Genomic DNA, 17,861 nt, shown 5'->3' with positions numbered 1-17,861 from the left:
GCAGCACTGTAACACGGGATTGTGACAGCCGTCGCGCGCGGGGATCGTATGTCATTTTGCATGTTTTTATGGCATGTATGTCAAGCTTGGACCCGGGAGGAAGAGATCATGGCCCAGAAGCTTGTTTGCGCCGTCGCTGTGGCGACTTTGACCGCGGGGTGGGCCTGGGCCGGCGAAACAGTTCAGAATCCACTGACAGCAAGTGCCACTTGGGAAGATCTGCGCGAAGATGTATTGGGCGATGTCGCCCTGATGTCGGCGGACGGGCTTCTGTCGATGGATGCGCCCTACCGCGCCCATGACGCGGCCACCGTGCCGATCCAGCTCAAGCAGACCGACCCTTCGACCCGAATCCACGCCGCGACTGTGGTTGTGGATGAAAATCCCGCCCCGGTTGCCGGCCTATTCACCTTCGGCGAGGGCATGGGCACGCTGGATTTCGAGCTGCGGGTTCGTGTCGATCAATACTCCAACGTGCGTGTGATTGCGGAAACTGCGGACGGGTTCCACATGACGGGCCGCTACGTGAAGGCCTCCGGGGGATGCTCGGCACCAGCAACCAAGGACGCGGCCGCCGCGCTGGCAAACATGGGACAGATGAAACTGAAGTCCTTCGACAGCGACGTGCAGATGTCGATGCCGCGGCGCGAGGCCCAGATCATGATCCGCCACCCGAACTATTCGGGACTGCAGCGCGATCAGATCACACAGCTCTTCATTCCCGCCCATTTCATCGATCATCTCGAAGTGTGGCAGGGCGACGAGATGCTCTTCTCGATGGAAGGGGGTATCTCGATTTCCGAGAACCCGGTCTTCCGCTTCGGCTATGACGACAACGGGGCCGAGGATTTGACGGTCAAGGCCACAGACACCGATGGCAACAGTTTCGAAGCGCGGTTGCCCAAAAAAGTCACCAGCTAAGATCGACCATTTCCGGGACGCAAAAGCCGCCGCTCCGCCAGGGTAGCGGCGGCTTTCCATCTGTCAGAAGCAGATCACCTCGGCTTCAGCCTGGGCTCTGCGCAGTTCGGCAACGATGTTCTCGGCCATGGCCGCGCTCTGAAAAAACGACATCCGCTCTCCACCAACCCGGCGCATCGACAGAACCGTCTCCGCCGCAAGATAGTCTTCGTAGGACAGGATCGCAGCGATCTCGTCGATCGAGCAGGAACAGCGATCCAGCATCTCGCGCGTCTGACCGTTGGCGACCATGCAGGCAAAGACGTAATCCGCCCTAGCCGCAGTGGGGAAATCGTTCAGACGCTCGGCGACCGTGTCCGCGTGCGCGACGGCAGGTATCGCCATCAAGGCGGCAAGAAGGGCAAGTTGTTTCATCGCGCCACGTCGAGCCGTTCAAAGTCGAGGGTGTTGCTGTAAACCTCGCCGTTGGAGGCCTTGGCCTCCATGCTCATGTACCAGCCCGGCACCGCCTCCGACATGGTGACCTGCAATTCCAGATCGCCGAAACCGCGCATCCGGTCCACATTGGGATCACCTTCGAAAGGCAGCATCCGGATGGTGCTGGTCTCGACGGTCTTGCCGTCAATGATCGCCTCTCCGGCTATGATCTCCGAGGGTTCGACCAGCGCCTCCTTGACCCGGTTTCGTATGTAGAACGGGCTTCCCCCAGCCGTCTCTGCCATGTCACGTACCACGGTTTCATAAAAATACATGATCATTGGGTTGCCCACGCTGGCCGGAAAGGTTCCGAGGGTACGGTACTTGCCACCCTGCCGGAACTCCAGCAGGGCCATCACGGCCTCGCCCTGGCGGAAGCTCAGTGCAATATCTCCGGTATCGCGCTCTGCCGCTTCGGGTTTCAGGCTGTTCTTGACCGTTCGGCGATAGACCAACTCCGAACTCCGGGAAATTGTGTCGAGGGTCCCTTGCCGGAACAGCAAGTCATAGGTCTTCTCCCCTTCCAGCGGCGCAGCCAGCGCAGGTGCGGCGCAGAGCCACGCGCCGATCGTCAGGCTCATCAGGATAGTTCTCATCTTCTTCCTCCCCTTGCCGCCACTTTGCGGGCCTCACAACCCGCTGTCACCGCCGACCTTTGTCTGTAATTGGGTTCGCAGGTGTGACCGCCCGTGCTCGACGCTTGCAGCGTGTCGCTGGATCGTCCAGTCAATGAGCGGACGCAACCGGCTGAGCGCGGCGGGTTTCGTCATTACCGTCAGGTCATTTTCGATCCCGAGACGCCGGACCAGATCACTGCGATCCGCGGTTATCATGATTGCCGGCACATCGCTGCCAGTGAGCGAACGGATGGCGGAAATGGCGGAGATCCCAGTATCCGGCCCGTCGAGTTGGTAGTCCGCAAGAATAATATCCGGCGGGATGCCCATGTCATTCACATGGGCGAGAGCTTCTTCAGTCGAGCGGGCAGCGAGGACACTGGCCCCCCATTGTTCCAGCCACTGGGTCGTACCATAGAGCACGTCCTCGTCATTCTCGATCACCATGACGATGTGGTCGATCGGTTGCCCCCCATCATCGGCAGCGGCGCTCTGGGTCTTGCGCCGGATCGGGACGCCATCGACCAATGCAATTTTCATTCGAAAGACCGACCCACACCCGGGCTTGGAGCGGACCGAGAGCTCGTGTCCGAGCAGGCGACAGGCTCTGTCCACGATCGAAAGGCCCAGCCCGACGCCCGAGCCCAGTTGCACGTCGTCGCCGCGCGTGAACTCTTCGAATATCCGGGCTTGATCCTTCTTGGCGATGCCCACGCCGGTATCCCAGACCTCCAACACCACATGACCGCCCTTGCGACGCCCACCAACAAGAACACGCCCGCCCGGCTCGGTATACTGCACCGCATTCACAACCAGGTTCTGGATCGACCGCATCAGGTAAACCGGATCAGAACGCACAAAGAGTGAGCACGGTACCACCGTCAACCTCACTCCCTTGCGCGCGGCCAGAGGGGACTGGTCATCCCGTACGCTTTCCATCAGCGCGCCTAGATCGACCGCCATAAGCGAGACCGCTTCCGGATCGGCGCTTTCCAGCCGTGAAATATCAAGCAATGAATGCAACAGGTTCTCCGCCGAAGAGAACGCACCTTTCAGCCGTTTGACCATGGGCTGAAAACTGGTCTCTCGGGTGGCTTCCTGTAGAGTTGAGATCAAGAGCTTGGCAGCGTTGATCGGTTGCAGGAGATCGTGACTGGCCGCAGCAAGAAAGCGGGTCTTCGACGACACCGCAGCCTCGGCTCGCTCCTTTGACAGGCGAAGCTCTTCCTCGACCCGTGCTTTCTGCTCGTATTCCGCGGTCAGACGTGCATTGGCCCGCGTCAGCTCTGCGGTGCGGGCCGCCACGCGGTTCTCCAGCAGTTCCGTGGTCTGAGTTTCCAATGTCACGTCTTTGAGTTCGACCAGAAATCCGCCATCGGGCAGAACATTGGCATGGACATCAAGCACCCGGTTCGAGCCGTGGCTCACTCGGCGCACCAGTGCCCCTTTGCGCCGCAACTCGTCGCGCCAGGCATCAACATGAAGCCAAGCATCTTCCGAAATCAGCGCTCGAGTGCGGAGAAAATCCAGCAGCGTGCTCAGTGGCGTACCTGCTTGCAGCAGCGTAAGCGGCACGCCCAAAATCTCGCGGAACCGGGCATTCTGCATCATCACCTCGCCCTCTGCCGAAAACGAACAGACGCCTGACCCCATGTTCTGAAACACCGCGGCAAGGTAATCGGCCTGACGGTCAATCAGATGCTCCTTCTCCCGCCGATTGCGCCGCACCAGCGCAGTGATCTCTGTCATCAACACAACGGTATTTTCCACCGAGGTCTGTTGAATACTGAGTTGGTACCAGCGATCGTCGGACAACTCGACCATCAGTGCCGTGGTCGCGCCGGCGGACTGGCGCACCTTCAGGGTTTGGCGAAGTACCGAGAGTTTGCGATCCGTCGAGACAACGCGTTCGCTGACCTCCACGAGTTCCAGGTACCGGGAAAGCGAAAGACCCGGTACGAACTTGTGCGAAATATCCGGGAGCAATCCACGGAAGAGGTCGTTGCAGATGTTCAGGCGGTCGTCAGAGAAAAGCGCCACTCCCTCCCCCATCGAGGACAGCGCTTCGACCAGGGTTTTTCGCGTCCGCTCGCGCTCGGTCCTCACAGTCTCCAGTTCCAAGCTCTGAGCAGCAACCTGGCGTTGCAAGTCGATAGCCGACTGGAAGGATCGGTAAGCCGATGGGCTGATGTCGCTCTGCCGATTGGCGCGGCGGACAAGGGCATCGATGATACGTGCCTGCTTTTCGATTTGCACCAGCGGCGGATCTGACGGATCGACCATGCTCATATGATATAGCCCTGATCCGACTTGAAGAAGGCGACGCCCACGAAGGTCTGGTTCATATGGACGCCGCAGTATTGTTCGCCGTATGTATTGTATCCGAACACCCGCGACGAGCACAGGATGTTCGATACCGCCCGTGCCAGTTGCTTTTGCTCGATCTCAAGCTTGCGCAGCACACAGTCAAATCCGAGGATGAAATCGGGCCTCTCGCCACGCCTGTCCCGGCGGCGCAGCCCGGTTTCAAGGGTCTGCAGGATTTCTTGGCCTTTGCCCAGGGTCATGATCAGGCCATCGTCGATCGCTGCCATGAAAGACAACGCCCCCGCATCATCCGCGTCAGAAATCGCGCGGACGTAATGACGGTCGCGATACTGCACAAGCATTGGGTTCTCCGCAAAGACCTTCGGCGATAGATCTCCAAGCTTGCAGCCGACCAGTCGTGCATATTCCTCTGCTGCCGGCGCGCCATTGATCTCATAGACCTTTCGGGCCTCCGGGTCCGCGCCGGTGATCACCAAGGGCGCGCCGGAAGGCAGGAAATGGTCAAACCCTAATCCCTGAAACTCGAGATCTGTTTCCAGGATCAAGAGAACTGCCGAGTTGCTGTGCGACGCTCCCTTGTGCAAGACGAACGTCTTTTCGAAGCGTAGGGAGTCCCCGGCCGAACCGCCAAAGATGGGTAAATCGCTCAATACGGCCTCAAGGGTGGACACAAGCACATCTTCTTGCTGTGACACCCCGTCTGAGAAGATCAGTCCCAACCGGTTCCAACCCGCTGTGTGCTGAAACTCGTTTTCGTGACGTTGCGCAGTCGTGGCCAGCGCCGTGGGTGAAATTGGATCGAGCGGCGCGAGCATCAAGGATGAACACCGAAAGTGCTTCTTGGGAAAGGCCAATAGCAGCAGCGCTTCAGTTTCGTAGCCCTTGTCCGTGATCTGCCCTGCGGTCGAGCAGCCAAAGACAGGCACCCCGTCCAAGGCAGTGTCGAGCGCAGCTGCCACTTCGTCGCCCGGCATTTCGCCAGGTACGAAAGCAAGCACAAAGCGTGTCTCCGGCAAATTGATCTTGGAGGCCGCATCATCGGCTGCGGCCTGGGGAGCCGTCGCACGAGAGACGGCAACTTGAATGATCGAAGGGTCGGAGAGGTGATCGCGCATTGCACTCCGCTCCTAGCGCCTTAGGAAAGCGCGGGCTTCGGGTTCGTCGCCACGTTGCGCGGCCATGGCTTCTTCCACGACAACCACCGCTTCGGTCCGGTTACGTGCCCCCAATCGCCGCAACAGAGCGGTTATATGTGCCTTTACCGTCGCTTCAGCCAACGACAGCTCATAGGCAATCTCCTTGTTCGGTTTGCCTTTGCAGATGAGGCGCATGATGCGTTGCTGCTGTGGGGTCAACTCGGCCAGCTTCGGGTGATCGAACTCAGCGGCTGGCCCTTCGACACCTTCGGTCTCGGCCTTGCGGAAATCCTTCGGTACGAACGTACCTCCCGCTGCGATCTTCGCCAGTGCGTCGCGCAAACGCGCCGTGGACGTATCTTTTGGCAGAAACCCGGCCGCGCCTTCGTTGAGCAGCGATTGCACCAACTCGACAGAAGCCAGTGAAGATATCACAAGGAACCGGGCGTCTGGCAGGCGGTTACGCAGGGTCTTGAAGCCCGAGACTCCCGTCACGTCCGGCAGCTTGAGATCGAACATCACGAGATCCGGGTCAAAACCGTCCTGGGCAGTTTCCAAAGCTGCATTGAGCGTTTGTGCCTTGCGGATGTCGCACCCTGTGAACATCATCTCGAGGGCGGATTCCAGCGCATCACTGTAAAGTGGATGATCATCCACTATGAGGATCGACGAGACAGGTCGCGCTTCGATCGCCGGATGTGAAGTTTGCATGCTTTCCTCCTACGGGCCTTGACCTGCTCCCCTTTGAGTCCGCGTTTATAGGTTAGCTCTGTTCAGGGTTTGGTCCTCTCTTGACCGTTGGTGATACTCCCGCGGGGTGAGCCCGTCGAGACTCGAGTGCGGGCGGTGGTGGTTGTAGTCGTCGCGCCATGCCGCAATCATGCGGCAGGCATGGCGCAGTGACGGGAACAGGTGTTCGTTCAGGCATTCCTCTCGCATCCTCCCGTTGAAGCTTTCGACGAGGCCATTCTGCATGGGCTTTCCGGGCGCGATGTAGTGCCAGTCGACTTTACGGTCTTCCTGCCATTTCAGCATCGCGTTGCTTGTCAGTTCGGTTCCATTGTCGCTGACCACAAGGCAGGGGTACCCACGCAGCTCGGCGATCCGATCCAACTCGCGGGCGACACGTGCGCCGCTGATGGATGTATCGACCACAGCGGCCAGACATTCCCGGCTAAAGTCATCAATCACGTTTAGCACCCTGAACCGACGCCCGTCTTCCAGCGCATCCGACATGAAGTCGAGGGACCACCTCTGGTTTGGCCCCTGCGGGATCGCCATGGGCGTCCTGGTGCCCACTGCGCGCTTGCGTCCGCCCCGTTTACGAACGGTTAACCCTTCGTCGCGGTAGAGCCGGTACAGTTTCTTCCAGTTTACCTCCCAGCCCTCACGCTTCAGCAGCATGTGCAGGCGGCGATAACCGAACCGACGCCGCTCGGACGCCAGTTCTTTCATCCTCACCCGCAGTTCCGTGTCGGCAAGGCGCTTCGACCGACGCCGATACACACGCGGATCGATCCCCGCCAGCGCGCACGCCCGGCGCTGATTGTAGCCTTTTGTCTTCATGGCCCAGTCCACGGCATTCCTCCTTGAACCGGGCCTCAGAAGTTTTTTCCAAGCATTTCCTTAAGCGTCGCAACATCCATCATCTGCTCAGCCAGCATCTTCTTCAGTTTGGCGTTCTCAGATTCCAGCGTCTTCAAACGTCGCGCATCTGACACTTCCATGCCACCATACTTGGATCGCCACTTGTAGAAGGTCGCGTCACTGATCCCGTACTTGCGACACAACTCCTTCGCGCCCAACCCAGCCTGGTGCTCCTTAAGAATGCCAATGATCTGTTCTTCACTGAAACGGCTTCTCTTCATCGTCTGTCTCCTCACTTAGAGAACAGGCTAACCAAAATTTGAGGACATTTCAGGGGAGCAGGTCAGCCTCAACCCTACCTAGAGAACTCTTTGTTTCAACCGCTGCGCGCATTCTACGCCCCGTACCGGGCACCGCCGGACCCGGAGGGGCAGGATTACTCTTAGAACCATATCACGATTTCGCCGCGACAAAGGATCGAACGAACTTCTGCAGGTCCAACGAATCCGCCTCAGGATCGAACGCAGCTTCGTCAAACTGGCGGAGCATTGCCGCGCGCGCCGGTGTTACCCCGTCGCGCGCCAGCATCTTGCGTGCGCAGCGACGGGTTTCGGCAAGTTCACCGGCGCGGGCTGCACGGCGCAACTCTCGGGACAGGGGATCGAACAGCGCGAAGCGATGAATACCCGACAGACCCGCGAACTGCCTGCCCCAGACGGCCAACCACGATCCGCCAAGAAAAACCAAAAGCGCAAGAAGCCCCATGGGCCATCCCGGCAAATGGGCCTGTACCCGTGAGACAGGCACTTGCTGGTTCCCCGAGGCCTCGGGCGTCACCGTACCATAAGCCACGCGCTGCGCTGAAATGGTGACCTTGCGGTCCTCGCGGGTGACCGTATCGAAATACCGAAAGGTCAAAGGTTCCACGATGGTCGAGGTGTCATTGCCGGGCTGGATCGTCCAGCGCCAGAAAGCGTAGGAGATCGGCCCAAAGGGCGAAAGCTCGACAAAGCGCTTTTCCGGGTGCGGAAAGATCATGGCCGAAGGCGAAGTCAGTTCCGGCATGGGCGGAAGCATCTCGGGGGTCGCCCCAAGCGCTTCAACCCGCACGATGCGCAAGACCCCCTCCCCCGGAGCGAGCTGATCCGGTGCGTTCGACCAAGTGTCCGAAATCTCCAGTTTCTTGACGGGAAACCACCACTCCGGGCCTTGACCAGCCGATGCCGGCGCCACGTCGAGGCTCACGGGGGCGGTTTCGATCCTGTGTTCGAACCACTCGTCCGCCTCATTCGTCAGGGTCAGCTTGTGGGTAAAGGATCCGATGGTCAGCGTACCCGCCCGGTCGGGGTAAATCGCCATGCGACGGGTGAAGGTTTTGACCCTCGCTCCGTTCAACCGCTCCTCTCGCCAGGTGTCTGTCCCAAGCTGGGTCCAACTGAACCCTTCAAGGTCGGGCTGTACCATCTCTTCACGCGTGATGTGCCGCCGATAGATGCCTCTGAGCGTAATTAGAACCATCTCTCGCACCATCGGAGTGTGTTCCGTCTCCTCGATTTCAACCGAGATCTCCAGCTCCCCCGGCAGCACCTCGCTGGATTGTGCCAGTGCGAGGCCCGGCAGCATTAAAAGACACGCAAGGAGCCACTTCATCGCGGATCCTCCGCTTTTGGCGGCGACAAGCCGAGCTTCTGGCGGCGCTTGTGCTCGGCTGAAATCCGTGCAGCGAGATACTCGCCCGGTACGTCGCTCAACTGTGCGAGCCATCGGTCATCGGCCATCATGAACTGGTCGTCGAAGACCCGCCGCACGCCCAATTGTCCGCGACTGTCGAGCTCTGCCAATCCGAGCATGGTGTTGGAATTCGTCACATCGCTTCCAGTGCCTGCCGCGCGGCCATCGCCGCGGGCAATGAAGCTGTCTTCCTGAGGGCCTTCCTTTCGCTCTGGGAAAAGCCCCAACGCGTCAGGATCGATTCCGAGGCCTGCGTAATAGGCCGCCACCACGTCAAAATTCGCCCGCGCATCCGGATCGCGCCTCGCATCGGCCAGGTCAAAGGCCTCCAACGCCGCGGCATACTGGCCACGATGGGCTTCGGCGTTGCCCAGATTGTAGAAAGACCGTGCCTCGGAAAAAGCTCTGGCAGCCGCGTCGAACTCGCCCGCCCGGTAGAGCGCGACCCCCTGCCATTCCGCATCCGTGAACAGCGGTGCCGCTAACTTAGGCATCCCCATCGCCAGAAGGACCCGACTTAGGGGCGCCCCCCCACCGAGCAACGCGGCCACGGCCAGTGCCGCTGCCGCGACAAGGACCAGCCCCTTCAAGCCGTCCCCTTTCGGAAAAGCAGGAGCAGCGGTATCAGCGCGATGCCCAGGACATATCTCCCAAGGTCCTTCCAAAAGAGCAGCGGATAATCCTGCGCCTCCAGCCGGGTGCGCGCATCCTCTTGGATCCAGTCTGCAAAGGCATCGGTTTGATCGAGGGTGAAGACAGCCCCCTGTCCTACCGCCGCGTGGGTCGCGAAATCCGAAAGAGGCATCTTCAGAGAGACCAGTGACAAACGCGCGCCCTGAGCAGCGATCTGCGCCGCCTGTTGCAGCGACGCCGGCCCCAGACCATCCCCGTCGGTAAAGAGCACCACATCCCCGGCGATTATTTCCGCATCCGCCAACAGCTGCGCCGCCAAAGCCAGTGCCCTTTCGGGTCGGGAGCCGTCGTCGGGAACCATGTCAGAACTTAGTAGGGACAGGGTCTGCCCAAGCTGCAGGTGGTCTCCGGTCATCTCCGTGGCCACATAGGCATCCCCGCCATAGACGATCAGTCCCCCGGGCCGGGTCTCGAGCGCCGCGAGCCCGAACCGCCCCATGGTCAGCATCCGCGGCCAGCGGGCATCCTCGGTGACACTGGCCGAGACATCCACCACGAAGAGCACACCGTCGAGGTTGCGGTAAGACAGGGTATCGCGTCGTTCCAAGGCCGGCCCCGACAACGCGACGAGGATCACCGCGAGCGCGCCAATTAGGGCCCATAGCGGCGCTCGGCTGCTCTGAGCATCCACCCGTCCAAGCACCGCCATGGCCCGCAAAAGAGCCGGATCCACAACCCTTTGCCAGTCGCCAAGACCGCCTCGGCGGGACAGTACCCACCATCCGAAAGCCGCAAGCGGCATGAGCGCCAGCAGCCAGTTCGGCCGCAGCAAGGTTACATCGAAACCGATCATGACAGCTCTCGCCAGCCAAACCAGACCCCGATCACCAGGGCCAGTGACGCGGGCCAGACCCAATATTCGCGATAGACCTCTGCCGCGAGTCCGTCACCATCCGTGGCCTCCAACCGGTCAAGCGCCTCCGTCACCGCCACAAGATCCTCGGTCGTCCGCACACGGAAGCTTTCTCCACCCGAGATCTGCGAAATCGCTCTCAGGGTTGCCGCATCAACAACGCCACGCTCGCCGACCTCGGCCGTGGTCAGGTCCTTGGGACCAAGGGCGATCGTGTGTACCCGCACCCCGTATCGTGCCGCCAGTTCGGCAACGCCGCGTGGGTTGGTGGCACCCGCATTGTTGATCCCGTCCGACAGCAGAATGACGACGCGGCTCGTCGCAGTACTGGTCGACAGCCTTTTGAGTGCGAGCCCCAGCCCGTCCGAGATACTGGTCGCGCGCCCCGATATGCCTATGGTGGCCTCCTCGATCCGGCGGGCGACGGACTCCGTGTCGAAGGTGAAGGGCGAAGCGAAATAGGCCTCGGATCCGAAAACAACCAGCGCCAACCGGTCTCCGGCCCGTCGCCGCGCGAAGTCTGCGCCTACCGCCTTGACCGCTTCCAGCCGTGTGACGGCCCGATCATCGAGGTTGAAGTCGTCCCGCACCATGGAGCCCGACAGATCCAGCACAATCGCCAAATCCCGGCCCGAAACCTTGAGCGCCGACACCGGCGCGAGATCCCGCGGCCCCGAGATGGCAAGCAGCACCAGCGCCCAGATCAGCCACAAGGCAGCATTTCGCGGGGTGAGCATCTGCGCCGGACCTTTTGGGCGACCTGCCGAGATTAGGGCAGCGCCGACCCGGTCCGGCACCAGGAGTGCACCGCCGGTCACCTGAGCCGACCGCAACGCGCGCAAGGCCACCAAGGGCAGCGGCAAAAGCAGCAGAATCCAGGGGGCGGCAAGCTCAAACAAGGCGCGCCACCTCGGCTTCGAGCGTCGCCAGAGTGACCCCAGGCCCAGGCTTGTACAGCGCCGCGCGCAGGTCTGCATAGCGCTGTGGTGCGTACGCGCGCAGCACATGCAAAAGGGCGACGCGCCGCGCGTCGTCGGGCAGCGCTTCGAGTGCCGCGACCCTGTCCTGTAGCGATACCGGACCCTGCCCCGTTCGTCGTACCGTAAACGCCCGCAAAACCGCCGCGACGACCAACGCAGCCAGCGCCGCCAGTCCAACCGCCACACACAGCTCGGCCCAGACCCCTCCGGGTGCACTGGCGGGCAGATGAATGTCGCGCAAACTTGCCAACATGGTCGCTTCGCTGAGGGCGCGGTCGCTCATGCGACGCGCTCTGCTGGAAAGGCCGCCGCGATGCTCCGGGCCGTCATTTCGATATCGGCTCCGGCGTCGAGCACCAGCGCAGGGTGCCCGACGACGTTCTGCACCAGCGCCGCGACTGAACCGCGGTTCCCTGCCCTGCCCCCGAGCGTCACACGCAGGCGCTGGCCATCTCGGGTGACGATCGGATAGACCCCCCGCGGCAAACCCTGCCCATCGGTCACCATCACAAGCCGCGGCAGGCGGCGGCGCCCGAGCGCATTCAGCCGATCCGCCAGTGCGGCGCCCGGCGCATCGAAACCCGAGGCGATCACGATCTCGCTGCCCGCAGGGACGAGACGATCCGCGCGCGACAGGGCCAGGTCGAGGTGCTGGTCCTGCCCCTGCCCCGCCGCCATGCCCGCCAGAGCGGCCTCATGTGCACGCACCAGCCCGCCGATGAGTTTGAGCATGCCCCGCACACGCCCCGCCGGCGGCACGATTACCGGTGGCCCTTGCCCCAGCGTCATGAGCCCGACCCGCCCGCCGCTCTCGATCACGTTCCAGCCGATAAGAGCCAGCGCTTCAGCCGCCGCGACCGATCGAAAGGCCCGGCGCACCCCCCAGAGCATGGCCGGGCGGAAATCGGGAACGAGCAAGGTGACTCGATCGCGCTCTTCCTGAAACTGGCGAATATGGAGCCGCCCGGTGCGGGCCGTTGTGCCCCGGTCCAGATGGCGGATATCGTCGCCTGCCACGTATTCGCGCAAATCCGCCACCTCGAGGCCATGACCCTTTCGCTTTGTCGCAAACCCGCCCGGCAGCGCAGCGGTCACCTGTGGCGGTTTCGCCGCAAGCACCATGCGGCGCAGCGCGATCAAGGGGTCCGGCCGCAACGCAACCCCCGGCGCGGAGAGCGCGTCGGTCACAGTGGCTCGACCGCTGTCAGGATATCGCGGACCACATCCCGCGGTTTGCGCCCATCGGCAACGGCGCGCCAACTCAGAACCATGCGATGAGCCAGTGCGTCCCCGGCCAGCTCGTCCACGTCTTCGGGGAGGGCATAGTCGCGCCCGTGCAGGAATGCACGCGCGCGAGCGGCCGCAGCCATGGCCAGCGTACCCCTAGGCGAGACGGCGTGTTCAACATCCTCGGACAGCGGGCCTTCCCGCGTGGCCATGACCAGGCGCACGATATAGTCGCGCAACTCCGGCGCCAGATGGATCGCCCGCACCTTGGCCCGCGCTGCGTTCAAAGCCTCCAGCGACAGCGACAGGGTGGGGGCTACCCCGGCCTGCGTCTCTGCCTCAACCAACTCGAGAATGCGGCGCTCGGTTTCGATGCCCGGCAGTTCAAGCACCGTGTGCAACAAAAAACGGTCAAGCTGCGCTTCTGGCAAGGGAAAGGTCCCGTCATGCTCGATCGGGTTCTGGGTCGCCACCACGAGGAATGGCTCAGGCAATCGGTACGTCTCGACCCCGGCGGTGACCTGGTGCTCGGCCATGGCCTCCAGCAATGCCGATTGGACCTTGGGCGGCGCACGGTTGATCTCGTCGACGAGAACGAGGTTGTTGAATACCGGGCCGCGCACGAATTCGAAGGCCCCATCCTGTGGCTTGTAGACCGGGGTGCCCGTGACATCGGACGGCATGAGGTCCGGCGTACACTGGATCCGTGCAAAACTGCCATCGACCGCGTCCGCCAACCACTTGACGGCCCGGGTCTTCGCCAGTCCCGGCGCTCCCTCGATCAGCAGATGGCCGTCGGCGAGCAAGGCCACCAGCAGACTTTCGATCAGTCTTTCATGGCCCACAAGACCTGCTGCGAGATGCGCGCTCAGGGCCGCGACACCCCTGTCGCCGGGGGTCGGTCTTGTATCCATGTGTCCTCCTCACCACCGTCCTCGCGGTGTTCCCGCAACGGTAGCCGAGGAAGTGAATTGCGCAAACACCGCAGAAAGTCTTAGCTGGAGGTTCAGATCTCGGGACGTCGGCAGCCCGGAGCGATGATCGACGCGAACCGGGGGTCCTTCATTGTCTGCTGCGCTTCCGAAAAAAGGCGGTCATACTGCAGGTCGATAAAATCGATAAAGGCCGGATCCACTGTCTGGTCCACGGGTGCCTGGGCAACCGCATGGAACATGAACACGTCGAACACACAAAGGCCCGGCGGGTTCGAGTTGAGCAGGTTGCGCATGAAGGCCCGGGATTCCCAGTTCATCCGGTTCACATTGATCGGAAGCTCCTGAAGCTTGGACTGGAACTCGGCTGCCCGGTCGAAGAGCAGGATGTCCATTCCGAAGGTGAATGACTGGAAAAGCTCTTCAATCAGGATCGATCTGTAGAATAGCGTTTCCAGGGTCCCGACTTGTTCGAGCGCAGGTTGCTTGACCATGATATGGGTCCCCTGGCCTCTGCGCCCGAAGAAGGTCTGCGCCATCGCGGGGGAAGACACCGCGAACCGGCGCCCCTCGGGTAACCCCAACTGATGGACCTGGTTCAACCAGCCCAGATCATTCGACAGATCCGCATTGGGCGGATACCCTGAATAAAGCCGCAGAACGACCGTTCGGCCCGCTCCGCACTTGGTGGCGCTGCGGCCTGCATAGCGCATGGGAAGTGGCTTGCCGAACACGTGATGCGCCAGGTCCCGAAAGCTGTTGATGATCTCCAGAGACGCCGGGTGCGGCTCCTCTCCGACGAGGCACAGGCTGGCGCCGGCCAGATCGCGCCCGTTTATGTGGACCGGAATCGACATGTCGCGGCCCACCATCGTGGTGCGCAGCTCGTAATTCCAGCCGCGCTTGGCCAGATCGACAAAACTCGCCCGGTCCGCGGACGCGGTCGTCGCCAACAGGCTGGCGCAGAAAAGAAGCAAAAGCAGAGATCGCATAGGGGGCCTCCAGTGTCGAAAAGGTAGGGGAGCATCCCGCCCACGTCCAATTTTTCCGGCGATTGCGACCGGCGCAACGCTCAGCGGTGGGGCGCATTGCACAAGAGAGTCGCATTTCTGCCCGGTGACGCGTCAGTATCTGGGTTGCCGCCACCACGGATCGAGAGGCCGCCTTCCGGCCACGGTGCATGGAATGCCGCCTGAAAAGGCCTTGTTTCGCGAATTGGGCGAAGCTCGGACTTCGCTCTTCCACGGAGGCATTTATACCACTGGCCATGTCGCAGGTATGCTGCGCGCGATGTCGGGGTTCGGCACGGCGGCTCGGCTGGAAGGACACGCAATCTATTGCACAGGCTCCGGCGTTGTGCCCGGAGATACACGGTAGACCAGCGGCGTGTCATCGCGAGCCGCATGTGCGTCGGCCTGACTTTGGAGCGCTCCGTGATGGGGGGATTTCACGCAGACCGGGTCCGTCGCGTTGGCGTCCCCGAGGATCGCCATGGCCTGACAGCGGCAGCCGCCGAAATCGACGGTCTTGCGTTCGCAGCTGGAACAGGGTTCGGACATCCAGTCCGTGCCGCGATAGGCGTTGAAGGCCATGCCCTCGTACCAGATGTCCGACAGGCTGCGGTCCAAGACCGTCTCAAAGGTCAGATGAGGGATCGAGTGCGCCGCGTGGCAGGGCAGGACAGTGCCATCCGGCGTGACGTTGAGCCCGGACGTGCCCCAGCCACCCATACACCGCTTCGGATAGTCCTCGTGATAATCGGCGGGGACGTAGTCGATGACCAGCCTGCCCTTGAGGCGCGCACGCGCCTCGGCGACGATGGCGGTGGCCTCGCGGGCCTGGTCGCGGGTGGGCATGAGCGCATCCCGGTTCTTGAGCGCCCAGCCATGGAACTGGACCGTGGCAACCTCGATCCGGCGCGCGCCCATCTCGAGCGCCATGTCCAACGCGCGGGGCAGCTGGTGGAGGTTGCGCCGGTGCAGGACCGCGTTGAGCGTCAGCGGAAAGCCGATGGCCCCGATCCACTCCGCGACCTGCATCTTGCGTGCAAAACCGCCCTTGTAGCCGCCGATCTCGTCGGCCATCGCCGGGTCGGTCCCTTGCAGAGACAGCTGGATATGATCGAGCCCAGCCGCATCCAGGTCGGCCAGCCGCCGCTCGGTAAGGCCGATGCCGGAGGTGATAAGGTTGGTATAGAGGCCCGCCGCGCGAGCGGCCGCCACCAGATCGACAATGTCGCGCCGTGAGACGGGCTCCCCCCCTGAAAGGTGCAACTGTAGCACGCCGAGCTCGGCCGCCTCCTGAAACACCCGCTCCCAGGTGCCTGTATCGAGTTCAGCCTCCTTGCGGGCCATCTCGATCGGGTTCGAGCAATAGGGGCAGGAAAGCGGGCAGCGATAGGTCAGCTCGGCCAGCATCGCGATGGGGGGCGGGGGCCTCATGGCCGAACGTCCAGAAATCGGCGGTTCCGCAAGGCGGTCAGAAACCCGGCGCTGTCCGCGGCGATCTGGTCGCGTGGCGCATTGTAGGCGTCTGACAGGGCCTGGGTGATCTCGCCGAAGCTGCGGGTGCCATCGATCTCGGACAGGATCGCGTGGCCGATGGCGTCCAGCGTCACCGCGCGCTCCGGGGCAAGCAGCACCCAGGTCTCGCGGACCTTGTCGAAATGCAGCCGCACGCCGCGCGGCAGCTCAGGGATGTCTCCGGCCTCCATCACGAAGCCTTCCTCTGCCGGGCGAGGCCCTCGTGGGGCTGCCACGCGCCCGGCGGTATGCGCGCAGGCTCGACATAAGCCGCACTGAGCGCGTCGAGCTGCGCCCAGAGCACATCTGTCTTGAAGACCAGCGCCTTGGCCGCAGCGTCCTGTTTTTCCTGCGTGTCCGCGTGATCGAGCACCCATGACAGGCCAAAGGCCACGTCCTTGGGCGCCTCTTTGAGGCGATTGCGGAAATAACTGAGCGAGCTGTCATCGGCAAAGGCGTAGTTCTTCAACAATCCCTGGATGCGGTTGGCGTGAATCTTAGGCGCGAAAAGCTCGGTCAGGGAGGCCGCCACGGCCTCGAGCAGGGTCTTCTCGCGCACGAAACGTACATAGGCATCCACGGCGAATCTGGTGGCGGGCAGCACGCCCTCGCAGGATGCCACGTAATCGGGCTCAAGCCCCACCGCTTCGGCCAGCCGGAGCCAGCGCCGGATACCGCCCTCGTTCTCGGCCGTGCCGTCATGGTCTTCGATCCGCGAACGCCAAGCCCGGCGCAGATCCGGGCTTTCGACCCGCGACATGAAGGCCGCGTCCTTCATCGGAATAGAATGCTGGTAGTAGTAGCGGTTGATTACCCAGGCACGGACCTGGTCCGGGGTGCAGGATCCTCCATGCAGCCGGTCGTGAAACGGGTGCAGGTCGTGGTAACGTTCGGCGCCGATCTGGCGCAGGCGGGCTTCGAATTGCTCACGGGTTTGGGCCATCAGGACACCTCCATACCATCTTGCCCGATGATCCAGCCCGCGGCCTCTGCTTGCGCCTTCTCGGCCGAGCTGGGGCGGAGCACCGGGTTCGTGTTATTCATGTGGACGTAGATCTTCTGCCGGATGGACAGGCCCTCGAACGCGGCGATGGACCCGTCTGGGCCGCTCATGGACATATGGCCCATGCGCTTGCCGGTCTTTTTGCCGAGACCCGCCCGTACCATTTCATCATCCGCCCAGAGTGTGCCGTCGAAAAAGAGCGTGTCGGCCCCGTCCAGCCGGGCGCGAAGGTCGTCGGTCAGCAACGCGCAGCCCGGGATGTAGTAGGCCGTGGAGTCGAGGGCCTGAAGACGCACGCCCACGGTCTGATCGCCGATCAAGTCAGTCTCCACTGTCTCTCCCTCGAGGTAAAGCGGCACCTTGCCGGGCACGGGAAACAGGGTGGCGATGAGACCCGGCACCAGCTCGAATGGCGCATCGAGCGCGATGGTCTCGCGCGGCACGACCGTCGCGTTTACCGCATTGAAGATCGGGTTTTCGGCCAGCACCTCGTGGATACCTGCCGTTGCAAAGAGACGGAATGGCTGCATTTCGCGCAAGGTCAGCAGGCCCGCCACGTGGTCGATATCGCCATTCGTGACCAGCACCGCGCGCAGCGGAAGATCGCGCAAGCCCGTCGGGTGCAGGGCCGGTGTGTCGGCAAGTTGTCCGCGAATGTCGGGCGATGCGTTGAGAATCGCCCAGGACGTGCCGTCTGCAGTGACGGCCAGGGAGGACTGGGTCTGTGGGGGGATGGTGCCGGATCTTGCGAGGTTGCAGTTGTCACAACCACAATTCCACTGGGGCAACCCGCCTCCGGCAGCAGCCCCCAGAATATGCGCGCGGAATGCCATTCACATCATGCCGCGCGCCAA

19 protein-coding genes are annotated in these 17,861 nt (G+C 62.3%); 1 reads left to right on the top strand and 18 read right to left on the bottom strand.

The window, feature by feature from the left end; translation table 11 throughout:
* Window positions 1-108 precede the first annotated feature (108 nt).
* On the top strand, window positions 109-921 hold the full coding sequence (locus DSHI_RS02405) for a quinoprotein dehydrogenase-associated SoxYZ-like carrier (RefSeq protein WP_044027600.1): 813 nt from the start codon (window positions 109-111) through the stop codon (window positions 919-921).
* A gap of 63 nt (window positions 922-984) precedes the next feature.
* Here DSHI_RS02405 and DSHI_RS02400 read toward each other — a convergent pair whose 3' ends face one another.
* From DSHI_RS02400 to pqqB, 18 genes are all read right to left on the bottom strand, one after another.
* On the bottom strand, window positions 985-1,335 hold the full coding sequence (locus DSHI_RS02400) for a hypothetical protein (protein ID WP_012177147.1): 351 nt from the start codon (window positions 1,333-1,335) through the stop codon (window positions 985-987).
* Window positions 1,332-1,994 (bottom strand): hypothetical protein, encoded by a 663-nt coding sequence (locus tag DSHI_RS02395; RefSeq protein WP_012177146.1) that lies wholly within the window; start codon window positions 1,992-1,994, stop codon window positions 1,332-1,334. Before DSHI_RS02395 ends, DSHI_RS02400 begins: the two co-directional genes overlap by 4 nt.
* Before the next feature lie 33 nt (window positions 1,995-2,027).
* Window positions 2,028-4,304 (bottom strand): hybrid sensor histidine kinase/response regulator, encoded by a 2,277-nt coding sequence (locus tag DSHI_RS02390; protein WP_012177145.1) that lies wholly within the window; start codon window positions 4,302-4,304, stop codon window positions 2,028-2,030.
* Window positions 4,301-5,458, bottom strand: a complete 1,158-nt coding sequence (locus DSHI_RS02385) for an FIST N-terminal domain-containing protein (protein WP_012177144.1) — start codon at window positions 5,456-5,458, stop codon at window positions 4,301-4,303. Before DSHI_RS02385 ends, DSHI_RS02390 begins: the two co-directional genes overlap by 4 nt.
* 12 nt (window positions 5,459-5,470) lie before the next feature.
* Window positions 5,471-6,190, bottom strand: a complete 720-nt coding sequence (locus DSHI_RS02380; protein WP_012177143.1) for a response regulator — start codon at window positions 6,188-6,190, stop codon at window positions 5,471-5,473.
* 45 nt (window positions 6,191-6,235) lie between these two features.
* A protein-coding gene (locus tag DSHI_RS02375) for an IS3-like element ISDsh2 family transposase (protein WP_076611556.1) occupies window positions 6,236-7,347 on the bottom strand; the annotation gives its coding sequence in 2 pieces (ribosomal slippage) (window positions 6,236-7,092 and window positions 7,092-7,347; 1,113 coding nt in all).
* 172 nt (window positions 7,348-7,519) lie between these two features.
* Window positions 7,520-8,716, bottom strand: coding sequence for a BatD family protein (locus DSHI_RS02365; protein ID WP_012177140.1), 1,197 nt, complete (start codon window positions 8,714-8,716; stop codon window positions 7,520-7,522).
* Window positions 8,713-9,291: a tetratricopeptide repeat protein gene (locus DSHI_RS02360; protein ID WP_245533037.1), complete on the bottom strand. Its 579-nt coding sequence runs from the start codon at window positions 9,289-9,291 to the stop codon at window positions 8,713-8,715. Before DSHI_RS02360 ends, DSHI_RS02365 begins: the two co-directional genes overlap by 4 nt.
* A gap of 92 nt (window positions 9,292-9,383) precedes the next feature.
* Window positions 9,384-10,283 (bottom strand): VWA domain-containing protein, encoded by a 900-nt coding sequence (locus DSHI_RS02355; protein WP_012177138.1) that lies wholly within the window; start codon window positions 10,281-10,283, stop codon window positions 9,384-9,386.
* A complete protein-coding gene (locus tag DSHI_RS02350) occupies window positions 10,280-11,242 on the bottom strand; it encodes a VWA domain-containing protein (RefSeq protein WP_012177137.1) in 963 nt (320 codons plus the stop codon). The genes DSHI_RS02355 and DSHI_RS02350 overlap by 4 nt, the downstream gene beginning before the upstream one ends.
* Window positions 11,235-11,606 (bottom strand): hypothetical protein, encoded by a 372-nt coding sequence (locus DSHI_RS02345; protein ID WP_012177136.1) that lies wholly within the window; start codon window positions 11,604-11,606, stop codon window positions 11,235-11,237. Before DSHI_RS02345 ends, DSHI_RS02350 begins: the two co-directional genes overlap by 8 nt.
* The gene (locus tag DSHI_RS02340) at window positions 11,603-12,511 is read right to left on the bottom strand and encodes a DUF58 domain-containing protein (protein WP_012177135.1); all 909 of its coding nucleotides are present in this window, start codon (window positions 12,509-12,511) and stop codon (window positions 11,603-11,605) included. The genes DSHI_RS02345 and DSHI_RS02340 overlap by 4 nt, the downstream gene beginning before the upstream one ends.
* On the bottom strand, window positions 12,508-13,464 hold the full coding sequence (locus DSHI_RS02335; RefSeq protein ID WP_012177134.1) for an AAA family ATPase: 957 nt from the start codon (window positions 13,462-13,464) through the stop codon (window positions 12,508-12,510). The genes DSHI_RS02340 and DSHI_RS02335 overlap by 4 nt, the downstream gene beginning before the upstream one ends.
* A gap of 92 nt (window positions 13,465-13,556) precedes the next feature.
* Window positions 13,557-14,474, bottom strand: coding sequence for a hypothetical protein (locus tag DSHI_RS02330; RefSeq protein WP_012177133.1), 918 nt, complete (start codon window positions 14,472-14,474; stop codon window positions 13,557-13,559).
* Between the two features lie 342 nt (window positions 14,475-14,816).
* On the bottom strand, window positions 14,817-15,923 hold the full coding sequence (gene pqqE / locus DSHI_RS02325; RefSeq protein WP_012177132.1) for a pyrroloquinoline quinone biosynthesis protein PqqE: 1,107 nt from the start codon (window positions 15,921-15,923) through the stop codon (window positions 14,817-14,819).
* Window positions 15,920-16,195, bottom strand: coding sequence for a pyrroloquinoline quinone biosynthesis peptide chaperone PqqD (gene pqqD, locus DSHI_RS02320; RefSeq protein WP_044027599.1), 276 nt, complete (start codon window positions 16,193-16,195; stop codon window positions 15,920-15,922). Before pqqD ends, pqqE begins: the two co-directional genes overlap by 4 nt.
* Window positions 16,195-16,947: a pyrroloquinoline-quinone synthase PqqC gene (gene pqqC / locus DSHI_RS02315; RefSeq protein WP_012177130.1), complete on the bottom strand. Its 753-nt coding sequence runs from the start codon at window positions 16,945-16,947 to the stop codon at window positions 16,195-16,197. Before pqqC ends, pqqD begins: the two co-directional genes overlap by 1 nt.
* Window positions 16,947-17,840: a pyrroloquinoline quinone biosynthesis protein PqqB gene (gene pqqB, locus DSHI_RS02310; protein WP_012177129.1), complete on the bottom strand. Its 894-nt coding sequence runs from the start codon at window positions 17,838-17,840 to the stop codon at window positions 16,947-16,949. The genes pqqC and pqqB overlap by 1 nt, the downstream gene beginning before the upstream one ends.
* Window positions 17,841-17,861 lie beyond the last annotated feature (21 nt).

It is taken from the genome of Dinoroseobacter shibae DFL 12 = DSM 16493 (assembly GCF_000018145.1).
In the GTDB taxonomy this organism is placed as follows: Bacteria; Pseudomonadota; Alphaproteobacteria; order Rhodobacterales; family Rhodobacteraceae; genus Dinoroseobacter; species Dinoroseobacter shibae.
Note: the sequence above shows the minus strand (reverse complement) of the source record. Positions and strands in the feature narration are given on the sequence as shown.

Coding starts and splice junctions, on each gene's coding strand:
- DSHI_RS02405 (WP_044027600.1), top strand. CDS start 109: ATGGCCCAGAAGCTTGTTTGCGCCGTCGCTGTGGCGACTTTGACCGCG.
- DSHI_RS02400 (WP_012177147.1), bottom strand. CDS start 1,335: ATGAAACAACTTGCCCTTCTTGCCGCCTTGATGGCGATACCTGCCGTC.
- DSHI_RS02395 (WP_012177146.1), bottom strand. CDS start 1,994: ATGAGAACTATCCTGATGAGCCTGACGATCGGCGCGTGGCTCTGCGCC.
- DSHI_RS02390 (WP_012177145.1), bottom strand. CDS start 4,304: ATGAGCATGGTCGATCCGTCAGATCCGCCGCTGGTGCAAATCGAAAAG.
- DSHI_RS02385 (WP_012177144.1), bottom strand. CDS start 5,458: ATGCGCGATCACCTCTCCGACCCTTCGATCATTCAAGTTGCCGTCTCT.
- DSHI_RS02380 (WP_012177143.1), bottom strand. CDS start 6,190: ATGCAAACTTCACATCCGGCGATCGAAGCGCGACCTGTCTCGTCGATC.
- DSHI_RS02365 (WP_012177140.1), bottom strand. CDS start 8,716: ATGAAGTGGCTCCTTGCGTGTCTTTTAATGCTGCCGGGCCTCGCACTG.
- DSHI_RS02360 (WP_245533037.1), bottom strand. CDS start 9,291: ATGCCTAAGTTAGCGGCACCGCTGTTCACGGATGCGGAATGGCAGGGG.
- DSHI_RS02355 (WP_012177138.1), bottom strand. CDS start 10,283: ATGATCGGTTTCGATGTAACCTTGCTGCGGCCGAACTGGCTGCTGGCG.
- DSHI_RS02345 (WP_012177136.1), bottom strand. CDS start 11,606: ATGAGCGACCGCGCCCTCAGCGAAGCGACCATGTTGGCAAGTTTGCGC.
- DSHI_RS02335 (WP_012177134.1), bottom strand. CDS start 13,464: ATGGATACAAGACCGACCCCCGGCGACAGGGGTGTCGCGGCCCTGAGC.
- DSHI_RS02330 (WP_012177133.1), bottom strand. CDS start 14,474: ATGCGATCTCTGCTTTTGCTTCTTTTCTGCGCCAGCCTGTTGGCGACG.
- pqqE (WP_012177132.1), bottom strand. CDS start 15,923: ATGAGGCCCCCGCCCCCCATCGCGATGCTGGCCGAGCTGACCTATCGC.
- pqqD (WP_044027599.1), bottom strand. CDS start 16,195: ATGGAGGCCGGAGACATCCCTGAGCTGCCGCGCGGCGTGCGGCTGCAT.
- pqqC (WP_012177130.1), bottom strand. CDS start 16,947: ATGGCCCAAACCCGTGAGCAATTCGAAGCCCGCCTGCGCCAGATCGGC.
- pqqB (WP_012177129.1), bottom strand. CDS start 17,840: ATGGCATTCCGCGCGCATATTCTGGGGGCTGCTGCCGGAGGCGGGTTG.